General features: G+C 65.8%; 18 protein-coding genes and 1 tRNA gene. 18 read left to right on the top strand and 1 reads right to left on the bottom strand.

Annotation, left to right across the window (positions count from 1 at the left end):
* The first annotated feature begins 10 nt into the window (after positions 1-10).
* The 18 genes from pyrF (at position 11) to E3T46_RS01245 (ending at position 20,365) form a co-directional block, all read left to right on the top strand.
* The gene (gene pyrF / locus E3T46_RS01330; protein ID WP_241980394.1) at positions 11-904 is read left to right on the top strand and encodes an orotidine-5'-phosphate decarboxylase; all 894 of its coding nucleotides are present in this window, start codon (positions 11-13) and stop codon (positions 902-904) included.
* Positions 897-1,817 carry a guanylate kinase gene (gene gmk / locus E3T46_RS01325; protein WP_134577171.1) on the top strand — a complete coding sequence of 307 codons (921 nt, stop codon included), beginning with the start codon at positions 897-899 and terminating at the stop codon, positions 1,815-1,817. The genes pyrF and gmk overlap by 8 nt, the downstream gene beginning before the upstream one ends.
* A 92-nt stretch (positions 1,818-1,909) precedes the next feature.
* Positions 1,910-2,170, top strand: a complete 261-nt coding sequence (rpoZ, locus tag E3T46_RS01320; RefSeq protein ID WP_092107764.1) for a DNA-directed RNA polymerase subunit omega — start codon at positions 1,910-1,912, stop codon at positions 2,168-2,170.
* Between the two features lie 25 nt (positions 2,171-2,195).
* Positions 2,196-3,422, top strand: a complete 1,227-nt coding sequence (gene coaBC / locus E3T46_RS01315; RefSeq protein WP_134577170.1) for a bifunctional phosphopantothenoylcysteine decarboxylase/phosphopantothenate--cysteine ligase CoaBC — start codon at positions 2,196-2,198, stop codon at positions 3,420-3,422.
* A gap of 82 nt (positions 3,423-3,504) precedes the next feature.
* On the top strand, positions 3,505-4,698 hold the full coding sequence (gene metK, locus E3T46_RS01310) for a methionine adenosyltransferase (RefSeq protein ID WP_134443346.1): 1,194 nt from the start codon (positions 3,505-3,507) through the stop codon (positions 4,696-4,698).
* A gap of 14 nt (positions 4,699-4,712) precedes the next feature.
* Entirely contained in the window at positions 4,713-6,884 is a 2,172-nt protein-coding gene (locus tag E3T46_RS01305) for a primosomal protein N' (protein WP_166790146.1), read from the top strand.
* The gene (fmt, locus tag E3T46_RS01300) at positions 6,885-7,802 is read left to right on the top strand and encodes a methionyl-tRNA formyltransferase (RefSeq protein ID WP_134577169.1); all 918 of its coding nucleotides are present in this window, start codon (positions 6,885-6,887) and stop codon (positions 7,800-7,802) included.
* Positions 7,799-9,355, top strand: a complete 1,557-nt coding sequence (locus E3T46_RS01295) for a transcription antitermination factor NusB (protein ID WP_134577168.1) — start codon at positions 7,799-7,801, stop codon at positions 9,353-9,355. The genes fmt and E3T46_RS01295 overlap by 4 nt, the downstream gene beginning before the upstream one ends.
* 51 nt (positions 9,356-9,406) lie before the next feature.
* The gene (gene dnaG / locus E3T46_RS01290) at positions 9,407-11,272 is read left to right on the top strand and encodes a DNA primase (protein WP_134577167.1); all 1,866 of its coding nucleotides are present in this window, start codon (positions 9,407-9,409) and stop codon (positions 11,270-11,272) included.
* Positions 11,273-11,454: 182 nt separating this feature from the next.
* Positions 11,455-13,089, top strand: coding sequence for an ABC transporter substrate-binding protein (locus E3T46_RS01285; protein ID WP_134443342.1), 1,635 nt, complete (start codon positions 11,455-11,457; stop codon positions 13,087-13,089).
* A gap of 126 nt (positions 13,090-13,215) precedes the next feature.
* On the top strand, positions 13,216-14,277 hold the full coding sequence (locus E3T46_RS01280; protein ID WP_233195444.1) for an ABC transporter permease: 1,062 nt from the start codon (positions 13,216-13,218) through the stop codon (positions 14,275-14,277).
* Positions 14,278-14,279: 2 nt separating this feature from the next.
* Positions 14,280-15,362, top strand: a complete 1,083-nt coding sequence (locus tag E3T46_RS01275; RefSeq protein WP_134577166.1) for an ABC transporter permease — start codon at positions 14,280-14,282, stop codon at positions 15,360-15,362.
* Entirely contained in the window at positions 15,362-17,065 is a 1,704-nt protein-coding gene (locus E3T46_RS01270; protein WP_134577165.1) for an ABC transporter ATP-binding protein, read from the top strand. The genes E3T46_RS01275 and E3T46_RS01270 overlap by 1 nt, the downstream gene beginning before the upstream one ends.
* Before the next feature lie 5 nt (positions 17,066-17,070).
* Complete coding sequence (locus E3T46_RS01265; RefSeq protein ID WP_134577164.1) at positions 17,071-17,985, top strand: ABC transporter ATP-binding protein; 915 nt, start codon at positions 17,071-17,073, stop codon at positions 17,983-17,985.
* Between the two features lie 230 nt (positions 17,986-18,215).
* Positions 18,216-18,288: transfer RNA gene (locus E3T46_RS01260), tRNA-Asn, on the top strand.
* 125 nt (positions 18,289-18,413) lie between these two features.
* Positions 18,414-19,289 (top strand): ATP-binding protein, encoded by an 876-nt coding sequence (locus tag E3T46_RS01255; RefSeq protein WP_134577163.1) that lies wholly within the window; start codon positions 18,414-18,416, stop codon positions 19,287-19,289.
* Positions 19,290-19,298: 9 nt separating this feature from the next.
* A complete protein-coding gene (locus E3T46_RS01250) occupies positions 19,299-20,063 on the top strand; it encodes an AzlC family ABC transporter permease (protein ID WP_134577162.1) in 765 nt (254 codons plus the stop codon).
* Complete coding sequence (locus E3T46_RS01245; protein ID WP_104134558.1) at positions 20,060-20,365, top strand: AzlD domain-containing protein; 306 nt, start codon at positions 20,060-20,062, stop codon at positions 20,363-20,365. The genes E3T46_RS01250 and E3T46_RS01245 overlap by 4 nt, the downstream gene beginning before the upstream one ends.
* On the opposite strand, the gene def is transcribed toward E3T46_RS01245, so the two are convergent.
* Complete coding sequence (gene def / locus E3T46_RS01240) at positions 20,362-20,934, bottom strand: peptide deformylase (protein WP_134443335.1); 573 nt, start codon at positions 20,932-20,934, stop codon at positions 20,362-20,364. The two genes, E3T46_RS01245 and def, sit on opposite strands and share 4 nt — an antisense overlap.
* Between the last annotated feature and the right edge of the window lie 37 nt (positions 20,935-20,971).

Genomic DNA, 20,971 nt, shown 5'->3' with positions numbered 1-20,971 from the left:
CGGCACTGCTGTGAACGGCGGCCCTGCGACCGTGCTGTCCTTCGGCGAACGCCTCGAGCGGGTGTTCGCCGAGAGCGGCCAGCTGTGCGTCGGCATCGACCCGCACTCCTGGCTGCTTGACGATTGGAACCTGCCCGACACGGCTGCTGGAGCGGAGTCCTTCGGTCGCACGGTCGTCGCCGCTGCCGCCGGCCGAGTCGGCATTGTCAAACCGCAGGTCGCTTTTTACGAACGATTCGGCTCGGCCGGCTTCGTCGCCCTCGAACGCGTGCTGGCCGATGCCCGGCAGGCCTGCCTGCTCGTGATCGGCGACGCCAAGCGCGGCGACCTCGGCACGAGCGCCCTGGCCTACGCGCAAGCCTGGCTGTCGTCCGGATCTCCGCTCGAAGTGGATGCCCTCACCCTCGCCGCGTACATGGGCGTCGGTTCGCTCGACTCGCCACTCACCCTCGCGGCTGAGAACGGCAAGGGAGTCTTCCTGCTCGCCGCGACCTCCAACCCGGAAGCTGCCGACATTCAGCGGGCCATCGTCGCCGACGGGCCCTATGCCGGTTCAAGCGTCGCCCGCGCCATTCTGGACGACGTTGCGGATCGCAACGCACGGGCAGCATCCGCTCGCCTGACGACCGGTCTGGGGTCGGTCGGCGTAGTGCTGGGCGCCACCCTCGACCTGTCATCATTCGGCATTGATCTGCAGGCCGCACCGACCGAATTTCGCACACCGGTGCTCGCGCCCGGCTTCGGACACCAGGGTGGGCATATTATGGATCTGACCTCTATATATGGTGGATACGCCGGAGGGGTTATCGTGAGTGAATCGCGCAGTGTGCTCTCGGCCGGACCCCACCGGATCGAAGAAGCCATTGAGCGCCGAGTAGCCGAAGTAGGTGCCGTCCGTGGCTGAAAACCGTCCCACCCCGCCCGAGGTTGATCGGGTCGCCGCGTCGCGCGCCGCCGTCGCTGCCCGTCGCGCCCGTGCCAAGGTCAAGGCCGAAGTCGCCGCCGGTCAACGCACCGCGCTCGAAGTTCTCGCCACGGCCATCGCCGACCCGATCGGGGTCGAGGGCCGTTTGAGAGTGACCGAGCTGCTCGTGAGTATCCCGGCGATCGGCGTCACCAAGATGCAGCGCATCATCCACCGCCTCGAAATCTCACCGTCCAAGCGCCTCGGCGGCCTCGGCCGGCACCAGCGCGATCGCCTCCGGGATTTTTTGTCCGAACGACCGACCCTGCGCAAGAACATCGCCGACTCCAAACTCATCGTTCTCGCCGGACCCACCGCGGTCGGCAAGGGAACCGTCGCCGGGTACATTCGGGAGAACTATCCCGACGTGCTGCTCTCCGTCTCGGCGACGACCCGCGCGCCGCGCCCGGGTGAGACCGAGGGCCTCAGCTACTACTTTGTCTCCGACGAGGAATTCGACCGCATGGTGGAGGCCGGCGAACTGCTCGAGTGGGCCAAGGTACACAATGCCTACCGCTACGGAACCCCGCGCGGCCCGGTCGACGCGGCTATCGCCGCTGGCAACAGCGTGCTGCTCGAAATCGACCTGCAGGGTGCTCGCGCCGTGCGCCGAGCCATGCCCGAAGCCCGCCTGGTGTTTTTGCTGCCGCCGAGCTGGGATGAACTGGTGCGTCGGCTGATCGGCCGCGGCACCGAAGATTCGGCCGAGCAAGCCCGTCGGCTGGAGACCGCAAAGCTCGAATTGGCCGCCCAGGGAGAGTTCGATTATCGCGTGATCAACCACGATGTCGCCGAGGCCGCTCGCGAGGTCGTAGACTTGATGGAGATCCGCGCTGCAACGAGCCTGTCGTAGCGCCCGTTTCTGCTGAATTCATACGTGTATTACGACACGTATCCGCAAGCTCGCACAGGCCCCAGGCCGTGCTCTATTAGGAGTTGACACCAATGGCGAACAAGCCCACTGGCATCATTGACCCGCCCATCGACGACCTGCTCTCCAAGGTCGACTCGAAGTATGCCCTCGTGATTTTTGCGTCCAAGCGTGCGCGTCAGATCAACGACTACTACGCTGACCTGCACGAAGGCAGCCTGTTCGACAATGTCGGACCGCTCGTCGACTCGACCGTCGAAGACAAGCCGCTTTCCGTGGCCCTGCGCGAGATCAACGACGACAAGCTCGTTTCCCGCCCGATCGTCGAGGCCTAGCACACAGTTTTTTAAAGCGCGCAGGATGAAGACACCTCGCACGATCGTCGTCGGTATCACCGGCGGCATCGCAGCGTACAAGGCCGTTAACATTGTGCGCGCTTTTGTGTTGAACGGCGACTCCGTGCACGTCGTCGCCACCGCGGCCGCCCTGCGGTTTGTCGGTAAGCCGACGCTCGAGGCGATCTCCCGCAATCCGGTGCACACCGACCTCTATGAGGGGGTCGCCGAGGTACGCCACGTGGCCATCGGCCAGGGCGCCGACCTCATCGTGGTCGCCCCAGCCACGGCCAACAGCATCGCCAAGCTCGCCGCCGGCCTCGCCGACGACCTGCTCGGCAATACCATCCTGGCCAGCACCGCGCCGCTCGTGATCGCACCAGCGATGCACACCGAAATGTGGAACAATCCGGCGACCATGGCGAACGTGGCCGTGCTGCGCTCGCGCGGCATCACCATCGTGGGTCCTGGTGTCGGCCGTCTGACCGGAACCGACTCCGGCGCCGGCCGGATGGAGGAACCGGAGACCATCGTTGCGGTGGCCCTGGCCATTCTTGATCGGGAGCCGCCTGCGGGGGAGGCCGCGGCATCCGCTCGGCAGGATCTCGCTGGACGACACGTGCTGATCAGCGCCGGCGGTACCCGGGAACCGCTCGACCCGGTGCGGTACCTCGGCAACCGGTCCAGTGGCAAGCAGGGCGTTGCGCTCGCCCAGGCTGCGCTCGCCCGTGGGGCTCGGGTTACTCTGGTCGCGGCCAACCTCGAGGTGCCGTTTCCGACTGGCGTGTCGTGCGTGCTGGTGGGCAGCGCCCAGGAGATGCTGAAGGCCATGACGTCGGCCGCTGCATCGGCCGACGTGATCATCATGGCTGCCGCCGTCGCCGACTACCGGCCGAAGAGCGTACAGCGCGGCAAGATCAAGAAAGACGAGGTCGGCGACACCCTCACGCTCGAGCTGGTCAAAAACCCGGACATTCTGGCCGGACTGTCCGCTTCCCGCAGGCCGGGTCAGCAGATCATCGGCTTCGCTGCCGAAACCGAAGCGGATGCCGACCGGCTGATCGCGCTCGGCCGCGAGAAAATGGCCCGCAAGGGCTGCGACTTTCTAGTGGTGAACCGGGTCGGCCTGGACGCCGGTTTCGGCACGGAACGTAACACCGTCACGGTGCTCGATCACGGCGGAGTTATAGTGAAGGAGGCCTCCGGAAGCAAAATGTCGGTGGCCAATTGCATACTTGACCTGATCGGTTAGCCGCGGCTTCGACAGACCGGCATCACATTCAACTTCTACGTTCTTTATACGTAGTTCATCAACATCTACAGAGACGGGCCAGATGAGCGATCTTCGCCTCTTCACCTCGGAATCAGTCACCGAGGGTCACCCCGACAAGATCTGCGACCAGATCTCCGACAGCATTCTCGATGCCCTGCTCACCGACGACCCGCACAGCCGGGTCGCCGTCGAGACCCTCGTCACCACGGGCCTCGTGCACGTGGCCGGTGAGGTCACCACCGAGGCGTACGTCGAGATCCCGTTGATCGTGCGCAAGTGCATCACCGACATTGGCTATGACTCGTCGGACGTCTGGTTCGACGGCCGCTCCTGCGGTGTCGAAATCTCCATCGGCGGCCAGTCGCCCGATATCGCCCAGGGCGTTGACAATGCCTTCGAGACGCGCGAGCAGTCCAGCCTCGACGACTTCGATCGGCAAGGCGCGGGCGACCAGGGCATCATGTTCGGTTACGCCACGCGCGAGACGCCCGAACTCATGCCGATCCCGATCTGGATCGCCCACCGGCTGGCCGAACGCCTGGCCCTCGTGCGCAAAAACGGCGAGCTCGACTACCTGCGCCCCGACGGAAAGACCCAGGTCACCATCGGCTACGACGGCATCATTCCGCGTACGGTCGAGACCGTCGTGGTCTCGACCCAGCACGCGCCGTCCGTGACCACGGAGCGGTTGCGCGCCGAGGTTGAAGAGCTCGTGATTCGCCCGGTACTCGCGGGCATCGACCTTGACTCGTCATCGCTGTCGACCCTGATCAACCCCACCGGCCGCTTCGAAATCGGCGGCCCGCAGGGCGACGCCGGCCTCACCGGTCGCAAGATCATTATCGACACCTACGGCGGATCGAGCCGACACGGTGGCGGAGCGTTCAGCGGCAAGGACCCGTCCAAGGTCGACCGCTCAGCCGCCTATGCCATGCGCTGGGTCGCCAAGAACGCCGTTGCGGCCGGCCTGGCCGAGCGCCTCGAGGTGCAGGTCGCCTACGCGATCGGCAAGGCCTCCCCGGTCGGACTCTACGTCGAAACCTTCGGCACCGGCGTGCTGCCCGACAAGGAGATCACCGCGGCGATTCGTGCGGTGTTCGACCTGCGCCCGGCCGCCATCATCCACTCCCTTGACCTGCTGCGTCCCATATACGCGCAGACGGCCACATACGGCCACTTCGGCAGGGAGCTTCCCGACTTCACCTGGGAGCGCCTCGACAAGGTCGACGACCTGCGCAGCGCCGCCGGCCTCTGAACTCTGGCCTCATCATGACGCACACCGGCCTGGTCGCACGGGTGCTGATCGATTCCCCGCTGCCGCAGCTTGACCACCTGTTCGACTACGGCGTACCCGCCGAACTGGTCGGGCAGGTGGCTGTCGGGGTGCGGGTCAAGGTGCCGTTTCGCTCCGGTGGGCGGGTCGTCGACGCCTATGTGATCGAGCTGTTTGATCCCCGCGCTGAGTCCGCTTCGCCAACGGATGCCGCCTACCGCGGCGCGCTCAGCCCGCTTGACTCGGTCGTTTCCACGGCGGTCGTACTCACTCCGGCCGTCTGGAAGCTGGCGCGCCGACTAGCGGATCGGGCGGCGGGGAACGCGAGTGACATCATCCGTCTCGCCGTGCCGCCGCGCCAGGTGCGCGTTGAAAAGGCCTGGCTGGCGGCGCGGGCTGCTGCTGCCGTTGTTGTACCCGTAGCACGGGAGCCTGGTTTCTCGGCCGCTCCGGAGCCTGCCGTCCCGGACGCACCGGTTATGCCAGCCGCGCCTTCCGAGACCGCCGTCCCGATACGGCCACCCGCTTCGGCACCGAACCATCCGCTGGTCGAGTCTGTCGAGACTGCCATTCCGACACCATCGCCCGTCTCGATTACCCTGGCGACTCCCGCGTTCGTCGGCTACCCGACCGGCCGCCTCGACAGCGTCATTATGGAGCACCACCGGGTTGCCGTCGCCGCGATCCCCGAACTCACGCAGCTCGACGACGGCACGACAATCGGCCGCTGGGCGCAGACCCTCGCCGAACTCGCCGTCGCCACCCTCGGTGCCGGGCAGAGCGCCATCCTCTGTGTTCCCGACTTTCGCGACCAGGACCAGGTGCAGGCCGCCGTGGCTCAGCTCGCGCCGACCCTGCCGCTGAGCCGGGTCGACGCCCGCCAGCCGAACCCCGACCGCTACCGCGCCTTCCTCGCCTGCCTGCAACCGGAACCGCGCATCATCCTCGGCAACCGCTCGGCCGTCTACGCCCCGGCGCAGGACCTGGGCCTCATTGCCGTCTGGGACGACGGCGACCCGCTCTACACCGAGCCGCTCAGCCCCTACGTGAACACCCGCGACGCGGCCCTGGTGCGTCAACAGAACACCGAATGCGCCCTGGTCTTTTTCGGCCATTCGCGCAGCGTCGAAACCCAGCGGCTGGTCGAGCTGGGCTACCTCGCCGACGTGAATCCGGCCGTCGGCCGGCACCCGCGCATTATCCCCACCGACTTTCAATCCGAGCCCGACCAGCAGACCCGCGCAGCCCGCATCCCCTCGGCGGCGTGGCAAGCCGCCCGCGAGGCGCTGGGCCACGGCCCCGTGCTCGTGCAGGTCGCGAGCCCCGGCTATGCGCCCATGCTCGCCTGCCAAAGCTGCAAGAAGTCCTCCCGGTGCACGCATTGCCAGGGCCCGCTCGGGCTTAAATCGGCCTCGGCCGTGCCGTCCTGCCGCTGGTGCGGCGCACTCGCGGCCGGTTGGACCTGCGCGCACTGCGAGGGCACCAAACTGCGTGTGGTGACGCTCGGCACCGGACGCACCGCCGAAGAGCTCGGCCGAGCTTTCCCGGGGGCCCGGGTGATCGTCGCCGACGGCGACCACACCATTCAGACACTCGGGGCCGAGCCGGCCCTGGTCATCGCGACTCGCGGCGCCGAACCGGTTCCAACCGGAGGCTATCGCGCCATTCTCATTCTCGATGGCGAACGCATGCTCGCCCGGGAATCCCTGCGCGTCGGCGAGGACTGCCTGCGCTGGTGGGCCAACGCCGCCGCCCTCGCCGCCCCTGGCGCTCCCGTAATCCTCGCCGGAGTCGGCGGGGCGCTCGCCCGCGCGCTCAACGCCTGGCACCCGGATATCTTCGCTGCGAGTGAGCTCGCCGACCGCCGCCAGCTGCGGTTTCCGCCGGCAGTGCGCGTCGCCTCCGTCACCGGAACCGCCGCCGATGTCGACGCCGCCCTCGCCGATCTCAGTGCGGTGGCCGGCCTCGATGTGCTCGGCCCAGTCGACACCGAGGCGCCACTGGTTCGTGCGGTAGTTCGATTCGGCTATGCCCGCGGCGATGAGGTGGCCCATGCGCTCAAGGCCGCGGTCGTGCGTAACGCCGCCAAGCGCCGCAAGCCGAAGTCCGGTTCGTTCCAACCGGCACCTACACTTAAAGTTCGATTCGATGACCCGGAGCTGCTCTAAATGAAAATCGTCTTTGCCGGCACGCCCGAGGTCGCCGTACCCAGCCTCACGGCCCTGGCCGGTACCGATCACGAGATTGTGACCGTCATCACCCGAGCGGATGCCCCGCTCGGCCGCAAGCGCACCCTCACCCCGTCGCCGGTCGCGCTGGCTGCCGCGGAGCGGGGGTACCCGGTGCTCAAGACCAACCGGCTCGACGCCGAGGCGACCGAGACTATCCGTGCCCTGCAGCCCGACCTCGGCGTTATCGTCGCCTACGGCGGAATCGTGCACGAACCACTGCTCTCGGTGCCGCGCCTCGGCTGGATCAACCTGCACTTCTCCCTCCTACCGCGGTGGCGCGGGGCATCTCCGGTTCAGCGCGCCGTGATCGCCGGCGACGAGCTGACCGGTGCTGCCGTGTTCCAGCTGGTGCCCGAGCTCGATGCGGGCGATGTGTTCGGAAGCTTTTCCCGGCCCCTCGGCGTACATTCCACATCGGGAATACTTCTCGACGAGCTCAGCCACAGTGGCGCCGAACTGCTGCTGCGGGTCGTGGGCGAGCTCGCGGCCGGTTCTGCCGTGGCCGTGCCGCAGACCGGCGAAGTCACCCTCGCCCCGAAACTGACCAGGGACGATGCACGCATCGATTTCGACCAGCCGGTGGCATCCGTTTATAGCCGTATTCGCGGCGTGACCCCCGAACCCGGCGCGTTCACCACGGTGAACGGTGTCGTTCTCAAACTTCTCGAGGTCGCTCCGAGCGTCGACGAGCCGAACCTGCCTGCCGGAACTATTCTGCAGCGTGAAAAAACAGTGCTCGTGGGCACGCAGACCGAACCGCTGGTTTTGCTGCGCGTGCAACCGGCCGGAAAGACAGCAATGACAGCGAATGACTGGTGGCGCGGAGTGGCAGCAGAATCGGTGATCGCATTATGAGCGACGATCGCACGGGAAGAAGAGGCAATGCCGGCACGGCCCGTTCTGGCGCAGCGGGTGCCGGCGCACCGCGTTCTGGCACGGCCCGTTCTGGGGCAGCGCGTTCTGGCGGGTCGGCTGGCGACAGCGCCGCCGACTCTGCGTACTCTGGCGGTGTGCCGCGTGCCCGCCAGGCCCCGGCCGATTTCGTGCAGCCGGCCCGCCGCATCGCCTACGAGGTGATCGCCGCCGTCCGCGAGTCCGACGCCTACGCGAACCTGTTGCTGCCGACCCGTATTCAGCGTGCCGCTCTCAATACAGCGGATGCCGCCCTCGCGACCGAGCTCACCTACGGCACCCTGCGCATGCAGGGCTTCTACGACCGCGTGATCGCCCTCGCCGCGAACCGTCCCGTCAGCGCGATCGATCCCGCAATTCTCGACGTGCTGCGCCTCGGCGCCCACCAGCTTCTCGCCACGCGGATCGCCACCCACGCCGCGGTCAACGAGTCGGTCTCGCTCGCCAAGCAGGTCGGCTCACGCTCCGCGACGGGATTCACCAATGGGGTGCTGCGCACCATCTCCCGCTCGAGCGCTGAGGAATGGCGCGATCTGGTGCTGGAGGGCTCGGTCAACGCCGATGACCGGCTCGCCGCCGAATTCTCCCACCCGGCCTGGATCGTGCGCGCTTTTCGCAAGGCTCTGCAGGCTGAGGGCCATGAAAGCGAGCTCTCGGACCTGCTTGCCGCCGACAATATGGCGGCCAAGGTCAATATGGTGGCGCTGCCCGGTCTCGCGACCGACGCAGATCGCGAACGCCTCGGCCTCGCCGACGAGTTCTCGCCGGTCGGTTTCGTGCTGGATTCCGGCGACCCGTACCATCTGGTGACCGCGACGGAAGGTCGCGTTCGGGTGCAGGACGAGGGCTCGCAGATCGCCGCCCTGGCGCTCAGCCGGGCGCGGCCCATCATTCCGGGGGAGCGCTGGCTCGACCTCTGCGCCGGCCCCGGCGGCAAGGCCGCCCTGCTCGCCTCCGAAGCACGCGCCGGGGGAGCTGTGCTCGTAGCGAACGAGCTCGTACCGGCCCGGGCAACCCTCGTGCGCACCGCCCTGACGGCTCTGCCCGAAACGGTTCCGGTGTGGGAAGTGGATGGCACCACCATCGGCCAGACACACCCGGACACCTTCGACCGCATTCTGCTCGACGCGCCGTGCACGGGCCTCGGCGCTCTGCGCCGCCGGCCAGAGGCGCGCTGGCGCAAGCAGCCCAAGGACGTTGCCGACCTCGCCGGTTTGCAGTCCGGACTCATCGACGCAGCCCTGCTCGCGCTCAAACCCGGCGGCATCCTGGCCTATGTGACGTGCTCGCCGCACACCGCCGAGACCCGCGCGATCGTCGCCCTAGCGGTGCGCAAGGCCGGCGGAACCGTGACGGCGCTCGACACGGCTGCCGTCGTGCAGTCGTTCAGCGCCGCCAACCTCGATCTGCCCGCCGATACCGGCAGCGTTCAGCTGTGGCCGCACCGCCACGGCACCGACGCCATGTTCATCACGCTGCTGCAGCGCGCCCTCTAGTCTCGCGTCGGTGCTGTCGGTGCTGTCGGCGCGCACCGATACAATTTACCTATGGCTGGACTGATTCGACAAAGTGACATCGAAGAGGTCAAGGCCCGTACCAATATCGCGGACATCATCGGTGACTATGTCACCCTGAAGTCCGCCGGTGTCGGCTCAATGAAGGGCCTCTGCCCCTTCCATGACGAACGCAGCCCCAGCTTTCACGTGCGTCCGCAGGTTGGCTTCTACCACTGCTTCGGCTGCGGCGAGAGCGGCGACGTCTATTCCTTTCTGCAGAAGATGGACCACGTCAGCTTCAGTGAGGCCGTTGAGCGGCTTGCCGGTCGGGTCGGCCTCGACCTGCACTACGAAGACGGTTCCGGAGCGGCCCCGGACCACGGCAATCGTGCCCGCCTGCTCGCGGCCAACCAGGCGGCATCCGATTTCTTCATCGACCAGCTCGGCAGCGCGGGCGCTGAGGTCGGCCGGGCGTTTCTGGGGCAGCGCGGTTTTGACGCTGCCGCTGCGACCCGGTTCGGCGTCGGGTTTGCGCCAAAGAGCTGGGACGAACTGACCAACCACCTCCGCGCGAAAGGCTTCACCACCGAGGAACTCACCTTGTCCGGTCTGGTCTCGAGCGGCGATCGCGGCATCTACGACCGTTTTCGTGGGCGCCTGGTTTGGCCGATTCGCGACATCACCGGGCAGACCATTGGCTTCGGAGCGCGCAAGCTGCTCGACGACGACAAGGGCCCGAAATACCTCAACACCCCCGAGTCCCCGGTCTACCACAAGGCTCAGGTGCTCTACGGTCTCGACCTCGCCAAGCGCGACATTTCGCGCAGTCACCAGGTCGTCGTGGTCGAAGGCTACACCGACGTGATGGCGTGCCATCTGGCCGGCATCACCACTGCCGTCGCTACCTGCGGCACCTCGTTCGGCGTCGACCACATTAAGGTGTTACGCCGCGTGCTCGGCGATGACTCCGGTGTCGGCGAAGTCGTCTTCACCTTCGACCCCGACGCTGCCGGTCAGAAGGCCGCCATGCGCGCCTTCAGCGAGGAGCAGCGGTTCTCCGCTCAGACCTACGTCGCGGTCGGCCCGGAGGGTCTCGACCCCTGCGACCTGCGCCTGCAGCGCGGCGATGATGCGGTCAGGAGAATGGTCGACGCGAAGAAGCCGATGTTCGAGTTCATGATTCGGCAGATCCTCTCCCAGTACAACCTCGACACGGTCGAGGGTCGCACGGCCGCCCTGCGTGCCGCAGCCCCCGTCGTCGGCGATATTCGCGACCCGGTGCTGCGCCCCGGCTACACCCGCGAACTCTCACGCATGCTCGGCGTCGATATGGGCGAGGTTGCCAGGGCCGTCACCAACGCCCAGTCCGGAGCGCGCTCTTCGGCGAGCGGCGGGCCGAACGCTCCCCGGCATGCCGGCGCGGTCGAAGTGCTGCCGGAGCGCCCATTCTCGCTGGTCGAATTGCCCGGCGACCCGGTCACCCGACTCGAGCGCGACGGCCTCATGGCCATGCTGCAGCGCCCAACGCTGATCGGCCGGGACATCCTCGACAGCGCGGTGCAGACATCCTTTGCGAATAGCTCTCTCGCGGTGGTGCGCGACGCGATCGCCTCGAACTTGCCGCACTTCGAGGCGCCCGACTGGCTCGATCGCGTCGTCGCGGAGGTTCCGGACACCCTGAAGAACCTTGTTCAGGAGCTCGCCATGGCCAATCTGCCCGAGCGCACCGAGAAAGACGTCACCCGCTACGTGCGCGAGATCACCATCGTGCTCATTGACAAAGACCTGCTGCGCCTCAAGGCCGAATTGCTCGGCCGACTGCAACGAGCGGATGCCAGCGAGACCGAGATGTACCGCACGCTCCAGCGCGAACTCGTGCGCGTCGAGGCCGAGCGACGCGCCCTCCGCGACGAGTGACCCACGCGCAACTTCTGAGTCAGCGCATGTGCAACGACTTTGTTGCAGATACGTAAAGAAGCTGCGGCTGATCGTGGCTATTCGCGCATTCTGTGCTAATTCTTGGCTAACAGCAATGAACAGCTGCGCCCATTCTCGGGTTCTCCTGGTCATGAGACTTCTACAGGAAGAGGACGACGGATATGACATCCGCATTCACTAACGGCAAGCGCGCTCTCGCTGCCACAGCAGGCTTCGCGGTCGCGGCGCTGGTACTGGCTGGCTGCTCAGCGGGCGGCAGCACGACTACCGACAACGCAGGCGGTCCGATCACAATCGGCACCACAGACAAGGTCACCACGCTCGACCCGGCCGGCTCGTATGACTCCGGTTCCTTCTCGGTGCAGACCCAGGTCTTCCCGTTCCTGATGAACAGTGCCTACGGCACAGCGGATGTCGAGCCCGACATCGCCGTCAGCGCCGAGTTCACCTCACCGACGGAATACACCGTCACCCTCAAGCCCGACCTCGAATGGGCCAACGGCAACGCGCTCACCGCGTCCGACGTCAAGTTCAGCTTCGATCGTCAGCTGGCCATCGCCGACGAAAAGGGCCCGTCCACCCTCCTGGGCAACCTCGAGAGCACTGAGGCCGTAGACGACACCACGGTCGTCTTCACCCTGAAGGCCGGAAACGACCAAATCTTCCCGCAGATCCTGTCCAGCCCCGCCGGCGTCATCGTGGATGAGGACTCCTTCTCCGCGACGGAGGTGACTTCCGACGACGACATTGTCGCAGCCGAGGCCTTTGCCGGCCAGTATGTGCTGACGAGCTACGACTTCAACAACCTGCTCTCGTATACGGCCTACGAGGGCTACCAGGGCCTGCTCGGCGCCGCCAAGACCGACGTCATCAACGTCAAGTACTACACCGACGCGTCCAACCTCAAGCTCGACATTCAGGAAGGCAACATCGACGTCGCATGGCGCAGCCTGTCGGCGACCGACATTGACGACCTCCGCGGCAACGACGCTGTCAGCGTCGTTGACGGGCCCGGCGGCGAGATCCGCTACATCACCTTCAACTTCAATACGCAGCCCTTCGGCACGACGACCGCTGACGCCGACCCGGCCAAGGCACTAGCAGTTCGCGCGGCCGTTGCCGATATCGTTGACCGCGAAGAACTCGCCGACCAGGTCTACAAGGGCTCCTACACCCCGCTGTATTCCTACGTTCCCGCTGGCATGACCGGTGCCACCGAGTCGCTCAAGGGTCTCTACGGCGACGGTGCGGGCGGACCGGACATTGAGAAGGCCGCGGCAGACCTCGCCGCAGCCGGCGTGACCACCCCGGTCGCACTCAACCTGCAGTACAACGCGGACCACTACGGCCCCGGCTCGAGCGACGAGTATGCACTGATCAAGGACCAGCTGGATGCTTCCGGCCTGTTCACGGTCAGCCTGCAGTCCACCGAGTGGGTTCAGTACTCCAAAGACCGAGTAGCTGACGTCTACCCCGCTTACCAGCTTGGCTGGTTCCCGGACTACTCCGACGCTGACAATTACCTGACGCCGTTCTTCGCCCAGAACAACTTTCTCCAGAACCACTACGACGACGCCGAGGTCGATGCCATGATCAAGGAACAGGCCGTCACGAATGACCCCGAGGCGCGCACCGCGCTCATCGAGGAAATCCAGGACAAGGTCGCGGCTGCACTCTCCACCGTTCCGCTGCTCCAGGGAGCACAGGTCGCTATCACTGGGCCGAGCATCACCGGGACCGAAGACACGCTCGACGCGTCGTTCAAGTTCCGTTATGGCGCGCTTGCCAAAGGTTAGAACGTAGTAAGACTAGAGTTTTCTCTAGTTTGATCACCGGGGGTATCCAGTGCTGATAGCGCTGGATACCCCCGATTCTTGTGCAATTGTGAGGTAGTAATGACCACTGTGGCAATGAAGCCGCCCATGCCGGCGGCCGGGCGTTCCAAGAAGAACACCAGCCCGGGCGGTGGCATAGGCCGTTACCTCCTCGTACGATTCCTCCTCATCTTCCCCACCATTTTTATTCTGGTGTCGATGGTGTTCTGGCTGATGCGCACGACGGGAGACCCGATCACCGCCGCGCTCGGCGGAAAGCTCGGTCCCGACCAGCTCGCCGTCCTCATTAAAGAGGCCGGCTATGACCGACCCATCCTCATCCAATATTTCGAGTACCTCGGTCAGGTCTTCACCGGCAACTTCGGCACGACGATCAGCACCAACCGTCCGGTGTCCGAGGTACTGCTCACCTACGGATCCGCGACGGCCGAGCTCGTGTTCTACGCGCTCATCGTGGCGTTCATCGTCGGTATTCCCCTCGGCATGGTTGCAGCGTACTGGCGGGACAAGGCACCCGATGCCTTCCTGCGCGTGGCCGCCATTCTCTTCTATGCCACCCCGGTGTTTTTCGCCGGACTCCTGTTGAAACTTGTCTTCGCTGTCTGGCTCAAGGTCCTGCCGGTCGCCGGTCGTGCCACCGTCAGCTCGGAACTGGAGATGGGGTTCCTGCCCGACAAGACCGGGATCTACTTCATCGACGCGTTGAAAACGGGCAATCCCGCCGTCTTCGGCGATGTGCTGCTGCACGCTGTGCTTCCCGCGGTGGCACTCGGACTGCTCACCGCGGGCGTCTTTCTCCGCCTGGTGCGCACCAACGTCATCGGTACCCTGGGCACCGACTATGTGGATGCTGCCCGCTCGCGTGGTGTCAATGAGTTTCGGCTGGTCAGCAAGCACGCTTACCGCCCCGCGCTCATCCCGATCATCACCGTCATCGGCTTGCAGGTGGCCCTGCTGCTCGGCGGCGCTGTACTGACCGAGACCACCTTTGAGTGGAAGGGGCTGGGCTTCATGCTCATTGAATTCATCAAGGCACGTGACTTCGTGGCCGTGCAGGGCATTGTGGCGCTCCTCGCTGTGATCGTGGCCCTGTCCAACTTCATCGTGGACATCATTGCCGCGCTCATTGACCCGAGAGTGCGGTACTAGCCATGACTATTGACACCACTCACGCCCCCAAGGCTCCGCTGTGGACTCGGCTGCCCGTCGTGCATCAACTCCGCCAAAGCGTCGGCCTGCAACGGGGAATGCTCGTGGTCGGCCTCGTCCTCACCGGCATCTTCATTCTCACCGCGATCTTCGCACCGCTGCTCGCACCGTACGGCTACAGCCAGCTGCGCGATGACAGTGGCCCCTTCGGCGCCCAGCAGGAGCCCGGCGGCGACCACCTGCTTGGCACCACCGTCGGCGGCTACGACGTGCTGTCGCGGGTCATCTGGGGCTCGCAGACCGCGATCACCGTCATGGTCATTGCCGTCGTGCTGTCGATCTTCGCCGGTGTGGCCCTGGGCCTCGTCTCCGGTTACTTCGGCGGCTGGCTCGACCGCGTACTCGTCGTCGTCTGCGACGCCGTCTACGCCTTCCCGGCGCTGCTGCTCGCCATTGTCATGGGGATCGTCATCTCCGGCGGTCGCTCCGGCCTGTGGGGTGGAATCTTCGCTGCCGCGATCTCCATCACCGTGGTCTTCATCCCGCAGTACTTCCGGGTGATTCGTGCGGAGACTGTGCGCATCAAGGCCGAGGCCTACGTGGAATCGGCCCGGGTGCTCGGCGCGAGCAACGGCCGCATTATGTTCCGTCACGTTCTGCGCAACGCCACCCGCACCCTGCCGCTGATCTTCACGCTCAACGCTTCGGAAGCCCTGCTGACCCTGGCCGGCCTCGGGTTCATCGGCTTCGGCATCGAACCCTCCTCCGCCGCCGAGTGGGGCTACGACCTGAACAAGTCACTCTCCGACGTCACCAGTGGCATCTGGTGGACCAGCCTATTCCCCGGACTGGCCATCGTTCTCGTCGTGCTCGGCATCACCCTGGTCGGCGAGAGCCTCAACGACCTCGCCGACCCGCGCCTGCGCAGTCGCCGTGCCCCCGGAAAGACGGCCGGCATCGTCGCAGCGACCAGCGTCATTCCCGGTGGAACCCTGGCTGCCGGTCCTGGCGGTATCGACGGGCTCGAAGCCGGCCTGCCGGCGCACGACCAACACGTGAACGACGACCCATTCGAGGCCAAATAATGAGCGCGCAGTCCCTTCCCGACGTCGTACGCATCGACAACCTCAATGTGACCTTCGCCACCGACGGTGGCGCGGTCAAGGCCGTCGACGGCGTGAGCCTGCGCGTCGCTCCCGGAGAAGTGCTCGCCATCGTGGGGGAGAGCGGCAGCGGCAAAACCGTCACCGCGAAGACCATCCTCGGCCTGCTGCCCGAGACGGCTACCGCCCACGGTGCCGTCATCCTGATCAGCAAGGACGGTTCCAACTCCAACGACGTGCTCTCCGTCAGCAAGCAGAAACTGCGTCAACTGCGGGGAACGGATGTTTCCATGGTCTTTCAGGAGCCGTCAACGGCCCTGAACCCCGTGTTCACCGTCGGTTGGCAGATTGCCGAAGGCATCCGCGCCCACGGTGAATTCAGCCGCAAGGAAGCCCGCGCCAAGGCGATTGAGATTCTCGGCCGGGTCGGCATCCCCGACCCGGAGAGCCGCGTCGACTACTACCCGCACCAGTTCTCCGGCGGCCAGAAGCAGCGGGTCGTCATCGCCATGGCCCTCGTGCTCGACCCCGGGCTCATCGTCGCCGACGAGCCGACCACGGCGTTGGATGTGACCGTGCAGGCCGAAATCCTCGACCTTCTTCGCCGCTGCCGCGACGAATTCGGCACCGCCATCGTGTTGATCACCCACAATATGGGTGTCGTCGCCGATCTCGCCGACCGCGTCGTCGTGATGTACGAGGGCAAAGTCGTCGAAGAAGCTCCAGCCCAGGAGCTGTTCTCCAACCCCAAACACGAGTACACCAAGCGACTGCTCGGTTCTGTGCCCCGCGTTGGCCACGGCACGGTACGGGCAACCGCACGGTTGCAGGCTCGGGAGTCCGATTGGGTGAATCAGACCCCGGTCGTCGTGGCGAGCAATCTGAAGATCCAGTACCCGGGCCGGCTCGGCAAACCCGGTTTCACCGCCGTCGACGGGGTGAGCTTCAGCATCCGCCCAGGCGAGGTGCTCGGCCTGGTCGGCGAGAGCGGATCCGGCAAGACCACCATCGGCCGGGCCATGGGCGGTCTCACCAAGGTGACCGGCGGCTCGCTGACGGTACTCGGCCATGAGATGAATGGTTTCAGGGAACGCGCCTTCAAGAAGGTGCGCAGCGACATCGGATTTGTCTTTCAGGACCCGGCTTCGAGCTTCAACCCCTTACTCACCATTGCCGAATGCGTCGCTGAGCCGCTCGTCGTGCACGGGCGGGCAGCGAACACCCGGGCTGCCCGCAAGCGGGTAGACGAACTGCTCGAAGCCGTGCAGCTGCCCAAAGCTTTCGGCGACCGGTACCCGCACGAGCTCAGCGGTGGCCAGCGGCAACGGGCCAGCCTGGCTCGTGGGCTCGCGCTCGAGCCGAGCCTGCTTATCGCCGATGAGCCGACCAGCGCTCTCGACGTGTCCGTGCAGGCGAAGGTGCTCGAACTCTTCGCCGAGATCCAGGCGGAATTCGGGTTCGCGGCCTTGTTCATCAGTCACGACCTTGCCGTCGTCGACATTCTCGCTGACCGCATTGCGGTGTTGTACAAGGGAAAATTGGTCGAGGAAGGCACCGGCGCCGAGGTGCTCGGAGCTCCGAAAGATCCGTACACGCAGCGGCTGCTCGCCTCGCTTCCGGTGCCCGACCCGGCCACGCAGGCCTTGCGCCGGGACGAGCTTCGCCTTCTGCGTGCGGCAAGATAGACCGTATGAAGCAAGGCGCGGCATCCGTTCCCCCGATCAATTCCAGTGATCTGACCATCGAATACCCGCCGCACGGGGCGAGCCCGGCGTTTGTCGCGGTGCACGGCTTCACCCTGCGCATCGCTCCGGGCGAGGTCGTGGGGTTGCTCGGCGAGAGTGGTTCCGGCAAGAGCACTCTGGCCCGGGTGCTCTCCGGTGACGCGTTTGTCAGCGAGAGCGCCGGCATTCGTCCCCAGATCACCGGGGGCGAGGCGACCGTGCTCGGCTTCGGCCTCCGCCGTATCAGCAAACGCAAGCTGGCGCGGCTCACCTTCGGCGTCGGCCTGCTCGCCCAGGACGCGGCCGATACCCTGCCGTCGACCATGACGGTCGCCGAGATTGTCGCTGAACCGGTGCTCGAACGCGATCGACGCTACAACCGTCGTGCCCTCGGGGTGCGGGTCGCCACCATGATCGATGCGGTGCGGTTGCCACTGGTCGTTCTCGGCCAGTACCCCTATGAGCTCTCCAGCGGCCAGCGTCAGCGCGTGGCGCTGGCTCGCGCCCTCGTGTTCGGACCGTCGCTCTTGATCGCTGACGAGCCTACAGCGGGCGTTGACGTTACGGTTCGGGGCGCCATTATCGACCTGATCAGCGAGCTGCAGCTGGAGCGATCTTTCTCGGCGCTCGTGATCAGCCACGACCTGGCCGTGCTGCGGCAGGTCGCCAACCGTATCGGTGTCATGCATCAGGGTGTGTTGGTCGGCCTCGGCACCATCGAGGAGGTTTTTCGAGACCCGTGGCACCCGTATGTCAAGGGACTTGCCGCCGCCCTGCAGCCAGCCGAAGTCGAACCGAACGTTCACACCGACGTCGACGAGGCCAGCGCGCCCGATGCCGCCGATAGCAGCGATGAAACTGATACCGCAGTCGGCTTTTGAGACCAATCCCGGCCCGTCCCTCCTGATTTCGGGTCGGAGCAGTCGTGACCCGCGCCGACACGCCCGACCGTACTTTGGTGCGTGAGACTGCGCAACTGTTGCGTCGGCCCGACTTTCCGGGGCTGAACGGGTTCTGAACCCTTCGAATGGCGCCAGCGGAGGCGAACAGAACCCGTTGTGGTTTGGGCCCCGCCAGAAAACTTGGTAAAGTAGCAGCGCTGCTCAAGCATTCCTCGATAGCTCAATTGGCAGAGCAGCGCACTGTTAATGCGCAGGTTCTTGGTTCGAGTCCAAGTCGGGGAGCGAAAGGCCACTCAGGGCTCCACCCCGGGTGGCCTTTTTTGTCGGTATATTCCGGCCGACAAAAAAAGGTCTTCCTCAATTTTCAACGTGCGCCAGGGCTTCGGCACAAGAGACGGCGGTCAGCAGTGGAGTTCGCGCAACTTCTGGTACCGGCGCTCGGAGCACTGTGTGGTGCGTTGTTGGTGCTCTGGGTGATCGGCCTGCTGCGCTCTCGCCGGATCATCTTTGACCGCAACGCCGCCGAGCGCGTGCGCATCGAGCTGGAACTGTCTCTCGCCGAGCAACAGGGGCGCCTGGCTATCATCCGTGAGCTGCAGGACGGCGCCGTGCTCACCATTGCCCGCCTGATCACCCGGGCTGAAGGCGCACGGTACACCGCCGAAAGTGATCCTTCCACTGCCGTACGTGCCGCCACCGCGCTCGTCGACGACGGCCGAGTGGCCCTCGCGGACATGCGCCGGGTGCTGACGATCGTGCGCGAAGGCGAAACCGTCGGCGCCCTGCAGCCCGGCCCGCAGTCCACCCGCGACCTGTTTCGGGTCATGCGCGACGCCGGACTGGTAGTCAGTTTCAGCGAATCCGGCGAGCGCTTCGCCCTCAAGGCGGGCGCCGAACTGGCCATTTTCCGCATTCTGCAGAGCGCCCTGTCGAACGCGCTCAAGCATGGTGGGATCGGCACCGAGGCCCGTGTGTCGTTCACCTGGACGCAGAACGGCCTGCAGCTGCTCGTCGATGATGACGGCATTCGGGCCGCCGCCCGTCGTGACGGCAAGGAGGCCGGCGAACAGGCGGCGCGCACCCCGTATTCGATCGAAGACGACCTCAAGGCCCTCAGCGAGAGCATTGCCGGCCCCGGCATCACCCAGATGCGTGAGCGTGCCCAGCTGTTCGGCGGCGTGTTCAATGCCGGAACCGTGCCCGGCCTGGGGTTCTCCGTCTCGGCCGTGTTCCCATCGCTGCGCTTTCACAACGGCGTGCACGGCGTCGACCTGTCCCGGTAGACCAGCGGCATGAGCGAAATTCTCGCCGAAAAGGTGGATGAACAGCGTCAGCAACGACTGGCGACCCGCGAAGGCATCGCCGTGGGGCTCGCGACCGCCGCCTACGGAGTGTCCTTCGGTGCTCTGTCGGTCGCCGCCGGACTCGACATCTGGCAGACCTGCTTCATCAGCATCGTGATGTTCTCCGGCGGTTCGCAGTTCGCCCTGGTCGGTGTGCTCGCCGCCGGCGGTGTCGCGGCCGGCCCGGCGGCGATCGCGAGCGCGGCCCTCCTCGGCGTGCGAAACGGCATCTACGGCATGCGCACCGCACCCATTGTCGGCACCGGGCTCTGGAAACGGTTCGCCGCCGCCTGGATCACCATCGACGAATCGACGGCGGTCGCCCTGGCCCAGCCCACCCCGCGTAGTCGGCGGGTCGGCTTCTGGGTCACCGGTCTCGCCGTCTTCATCGGCTGGAACATCACGACCCTGCTCGGCGCCCTGCTCGGTGACGCCCTCGGAGACACTCGGGCTTACGGCCTCGATGCGGCTGCCGCAGCGGCCTTCGTCGGCCTGCTCTGGCCACGATTGAAGCGGATGCAGGCGGTCGCGGTGGCCGTCGCCGCTGCGGTCGTCGCCGCGACGCTCACCCCCGTGCTCATGCCGGGCCTGCCCGTGCTGGTTGCAGCGCTCGTCGCGGTCGTGGTCGGCCTGTTCAACTGGCTGGGCACACCCGGCGTGCCGGGCGCGGCATCCACTCGCCGACCGAGCGATGGATCGGGGCTGGACTCATGACACTCTGGCAGATCATCATTGCCGCCTCGATCGCCGTGCTGGCGCTCAAACTCGCCGGATACCTGGTGCCTCCGGCTCTGTTGCACAAGCCAACGCCGGCCCGCATCGCCGATCTGCTGACCGTGGCCTTGCTGGCCGCGTTGATCGCGGTGCAGACGCTCGGCAACGGTCAGGCGCTGGTGCTGGATGCTCGCATTCCAGCGGTCATCGTCGCGGCTGGCCTGTTTGCGATCAAGACGCCGTTCATCGTGGTGGTGCTCGTGGCAGCCTTGGTCGCGGCCGGGCTGCGCGCGCTGACCTAGCCTTCGAGGTTGTCGACGCCGGGGATCCAGCTCAGGCCCGGAACGCCCCAGCTCTTCTTGCGTACGACCTTGGCGGCCATCTTGGCGTAGACGTGCTCCAGACGGTCAACGTAGAGCGTGCCGTCGAGGTGATCGAACTCGTGCTGGAAGATGCGGGCGAGCCAGCCATCCGCTCGAATTTCAAAGGGCTGTTGCTCAGCGTCGACAGCTCGCAGAATGGCCGATTCGGCTCGTTTAAGCGGAAAACGTTCACCGGGAAAGGACAGACAGCCCTCGTCCTCGTCGGCATCCTCATCGTCGACCGGCTCGGCGGAGACCGGGGTGATCCAGAGCTCCGGGTTGATCGCGACGCCTCGCCAGGTCACTTCGTCGTCGTCCTGATAGCTGTAGGTGAAGATTCGCAGCCCGACACCCACCTGCGTGGCGGCCAATCCCACCCCCGGCGCAGCATCCATCGTCTCGAACATGTCTCGCACCAGGTCGCGCAGATTATCGTCGAAATCGACGACGGGAGCTGCGGGGGAGTGGAGAACGGGGTCACCTGAAATTACTATCGCGCGTACGGGCATTTCTCCAGAATATCGGCAAGCTTGTGGGTAGGGTCAT

The sequence above is a fragment of the Cryobacterium sp. Hh11 genome, from assembly GCF_004404045.1.
GTDB classification, from domain to species: domain Bacteria; phylum Actinomycetota; class Actinomycetes; order Actinomycetales; family Microbacteriaceae; genus Cryobacterium; species Cryobacterium levicorallinum.
This window is presented reverse-complemented; position numbering and strand designations above follow the sequence as displayed.

What these genes read in the sequence shown, in the direction of transcription:
- E3T46_RS01305 (WP_166790146.1), top strand. Translation starts at nt 4,713, where the DNA reads ATGACGCACACCGGCCTGGTCGCACGGGTGCTGATCGATTCCCCGCTG.
- def (WP_134443335.1), bottom strand. Translation starts at nt 20,934, where the DNA reads ATGCCCGTACGCGCGATAGTAATTTCAGGTGACCCCGTTCTCCACTCC.
- E3T46_RS01285 (WP_134443342.1), top strand. Translation starts at nt 11,455, where the DNA reads ATGACATCCGCATTCACTAACGGCAAGCGCGCTCTCGCTGCCACAGCA.
- E3T46_RS01265 (WP_134577164.1), top strand. Translation starts at nt 17,071, where the DNA reads ATGAAGCAAGGCGCGGCATCCGTTCCCCCGATCAATTCCAGTGATCTG.
- dnaG (WP_134577167.1), top strand. Translation starts at nt 9,407, where the DNA reads ATGGCTGGACTGATTCGACAAAGTGACATCGAAGAGGTCAAGGCCCGT.
- coaBC (WP_134577170.1), top strand. Translation starts at nt 2,196, where the DNA reads ATGAAGACACCTCGCACGATCGTCGTCGGTATCACCGGCGGCATCGCA.
- metK (WP_134443346.1), top strand. Translation starts at nt 3,505, where the DNA reads ATGAGCGATCTTCGCCTCTTCACCTCGGAATCAGTCACCGAGGGTCAC.
- E3T46_RS01245 (WP_104134558.1), top strand. Translation starts at nt 20,060, where the DNA reads ATGACACTCTGGCAGATCATCATTGCCGCCTCGATCGCCGTGCTGGCG.
- rpoZ (WP_092107764.1), top strand. Translation starts at nt 1,910, where the DNA reads ATGGCGAACAAGCCCACTGGCATCATTGACCCGCCCATCGACGACCTG.
- fmt (WP_134577169.1), top strand. Translation starts at nt 6,885, where the DNA reads ATGAAAATCGTCTTTGCCGGCACGCCCGAGGTCGCCGTACCCAGCCTC.
- E3T46_RS01295 (WP_134577168.1), top strand. Translation starts at nt 7,799, where the DNA reads ATGAGCGACGATCGCACGGGAAGAAGAGGCAATGCCGGCACGGCCCGT.
- E3T46_RS01280 (WP_233195444.1), top strand. Translation starts at nt 13,216, where the DNA reads ATGCCGGCGGCCGGGCGTTCCAAGAAGAACACCAGCCCGGGCGGTGGC.
- E3T46_RS01270 (WP_134577165.1), top strand. Translation starts at nt 15,362, where the DNA reads ATGAGCGCGCAGTCCCTTCCCGACGTCGTACGCATCGACAACCTCAAT.
- E3T46_RS01275 (WP_134577166.1), top strand. Translation starts at nt 14,280, where the DNA reads ATGACTATTGACACCACTCACGCCCCCAAGGCTCCGCTGTGGACTCGG.
- E3T46_RS01250 (WP_134577162.1), top strand. Translation starts at nt 19,299, where the DNA reads ATGAGCGAAATTCTCGCCGAAAAGGTGGATGAACAGCGTCAGCAACGA.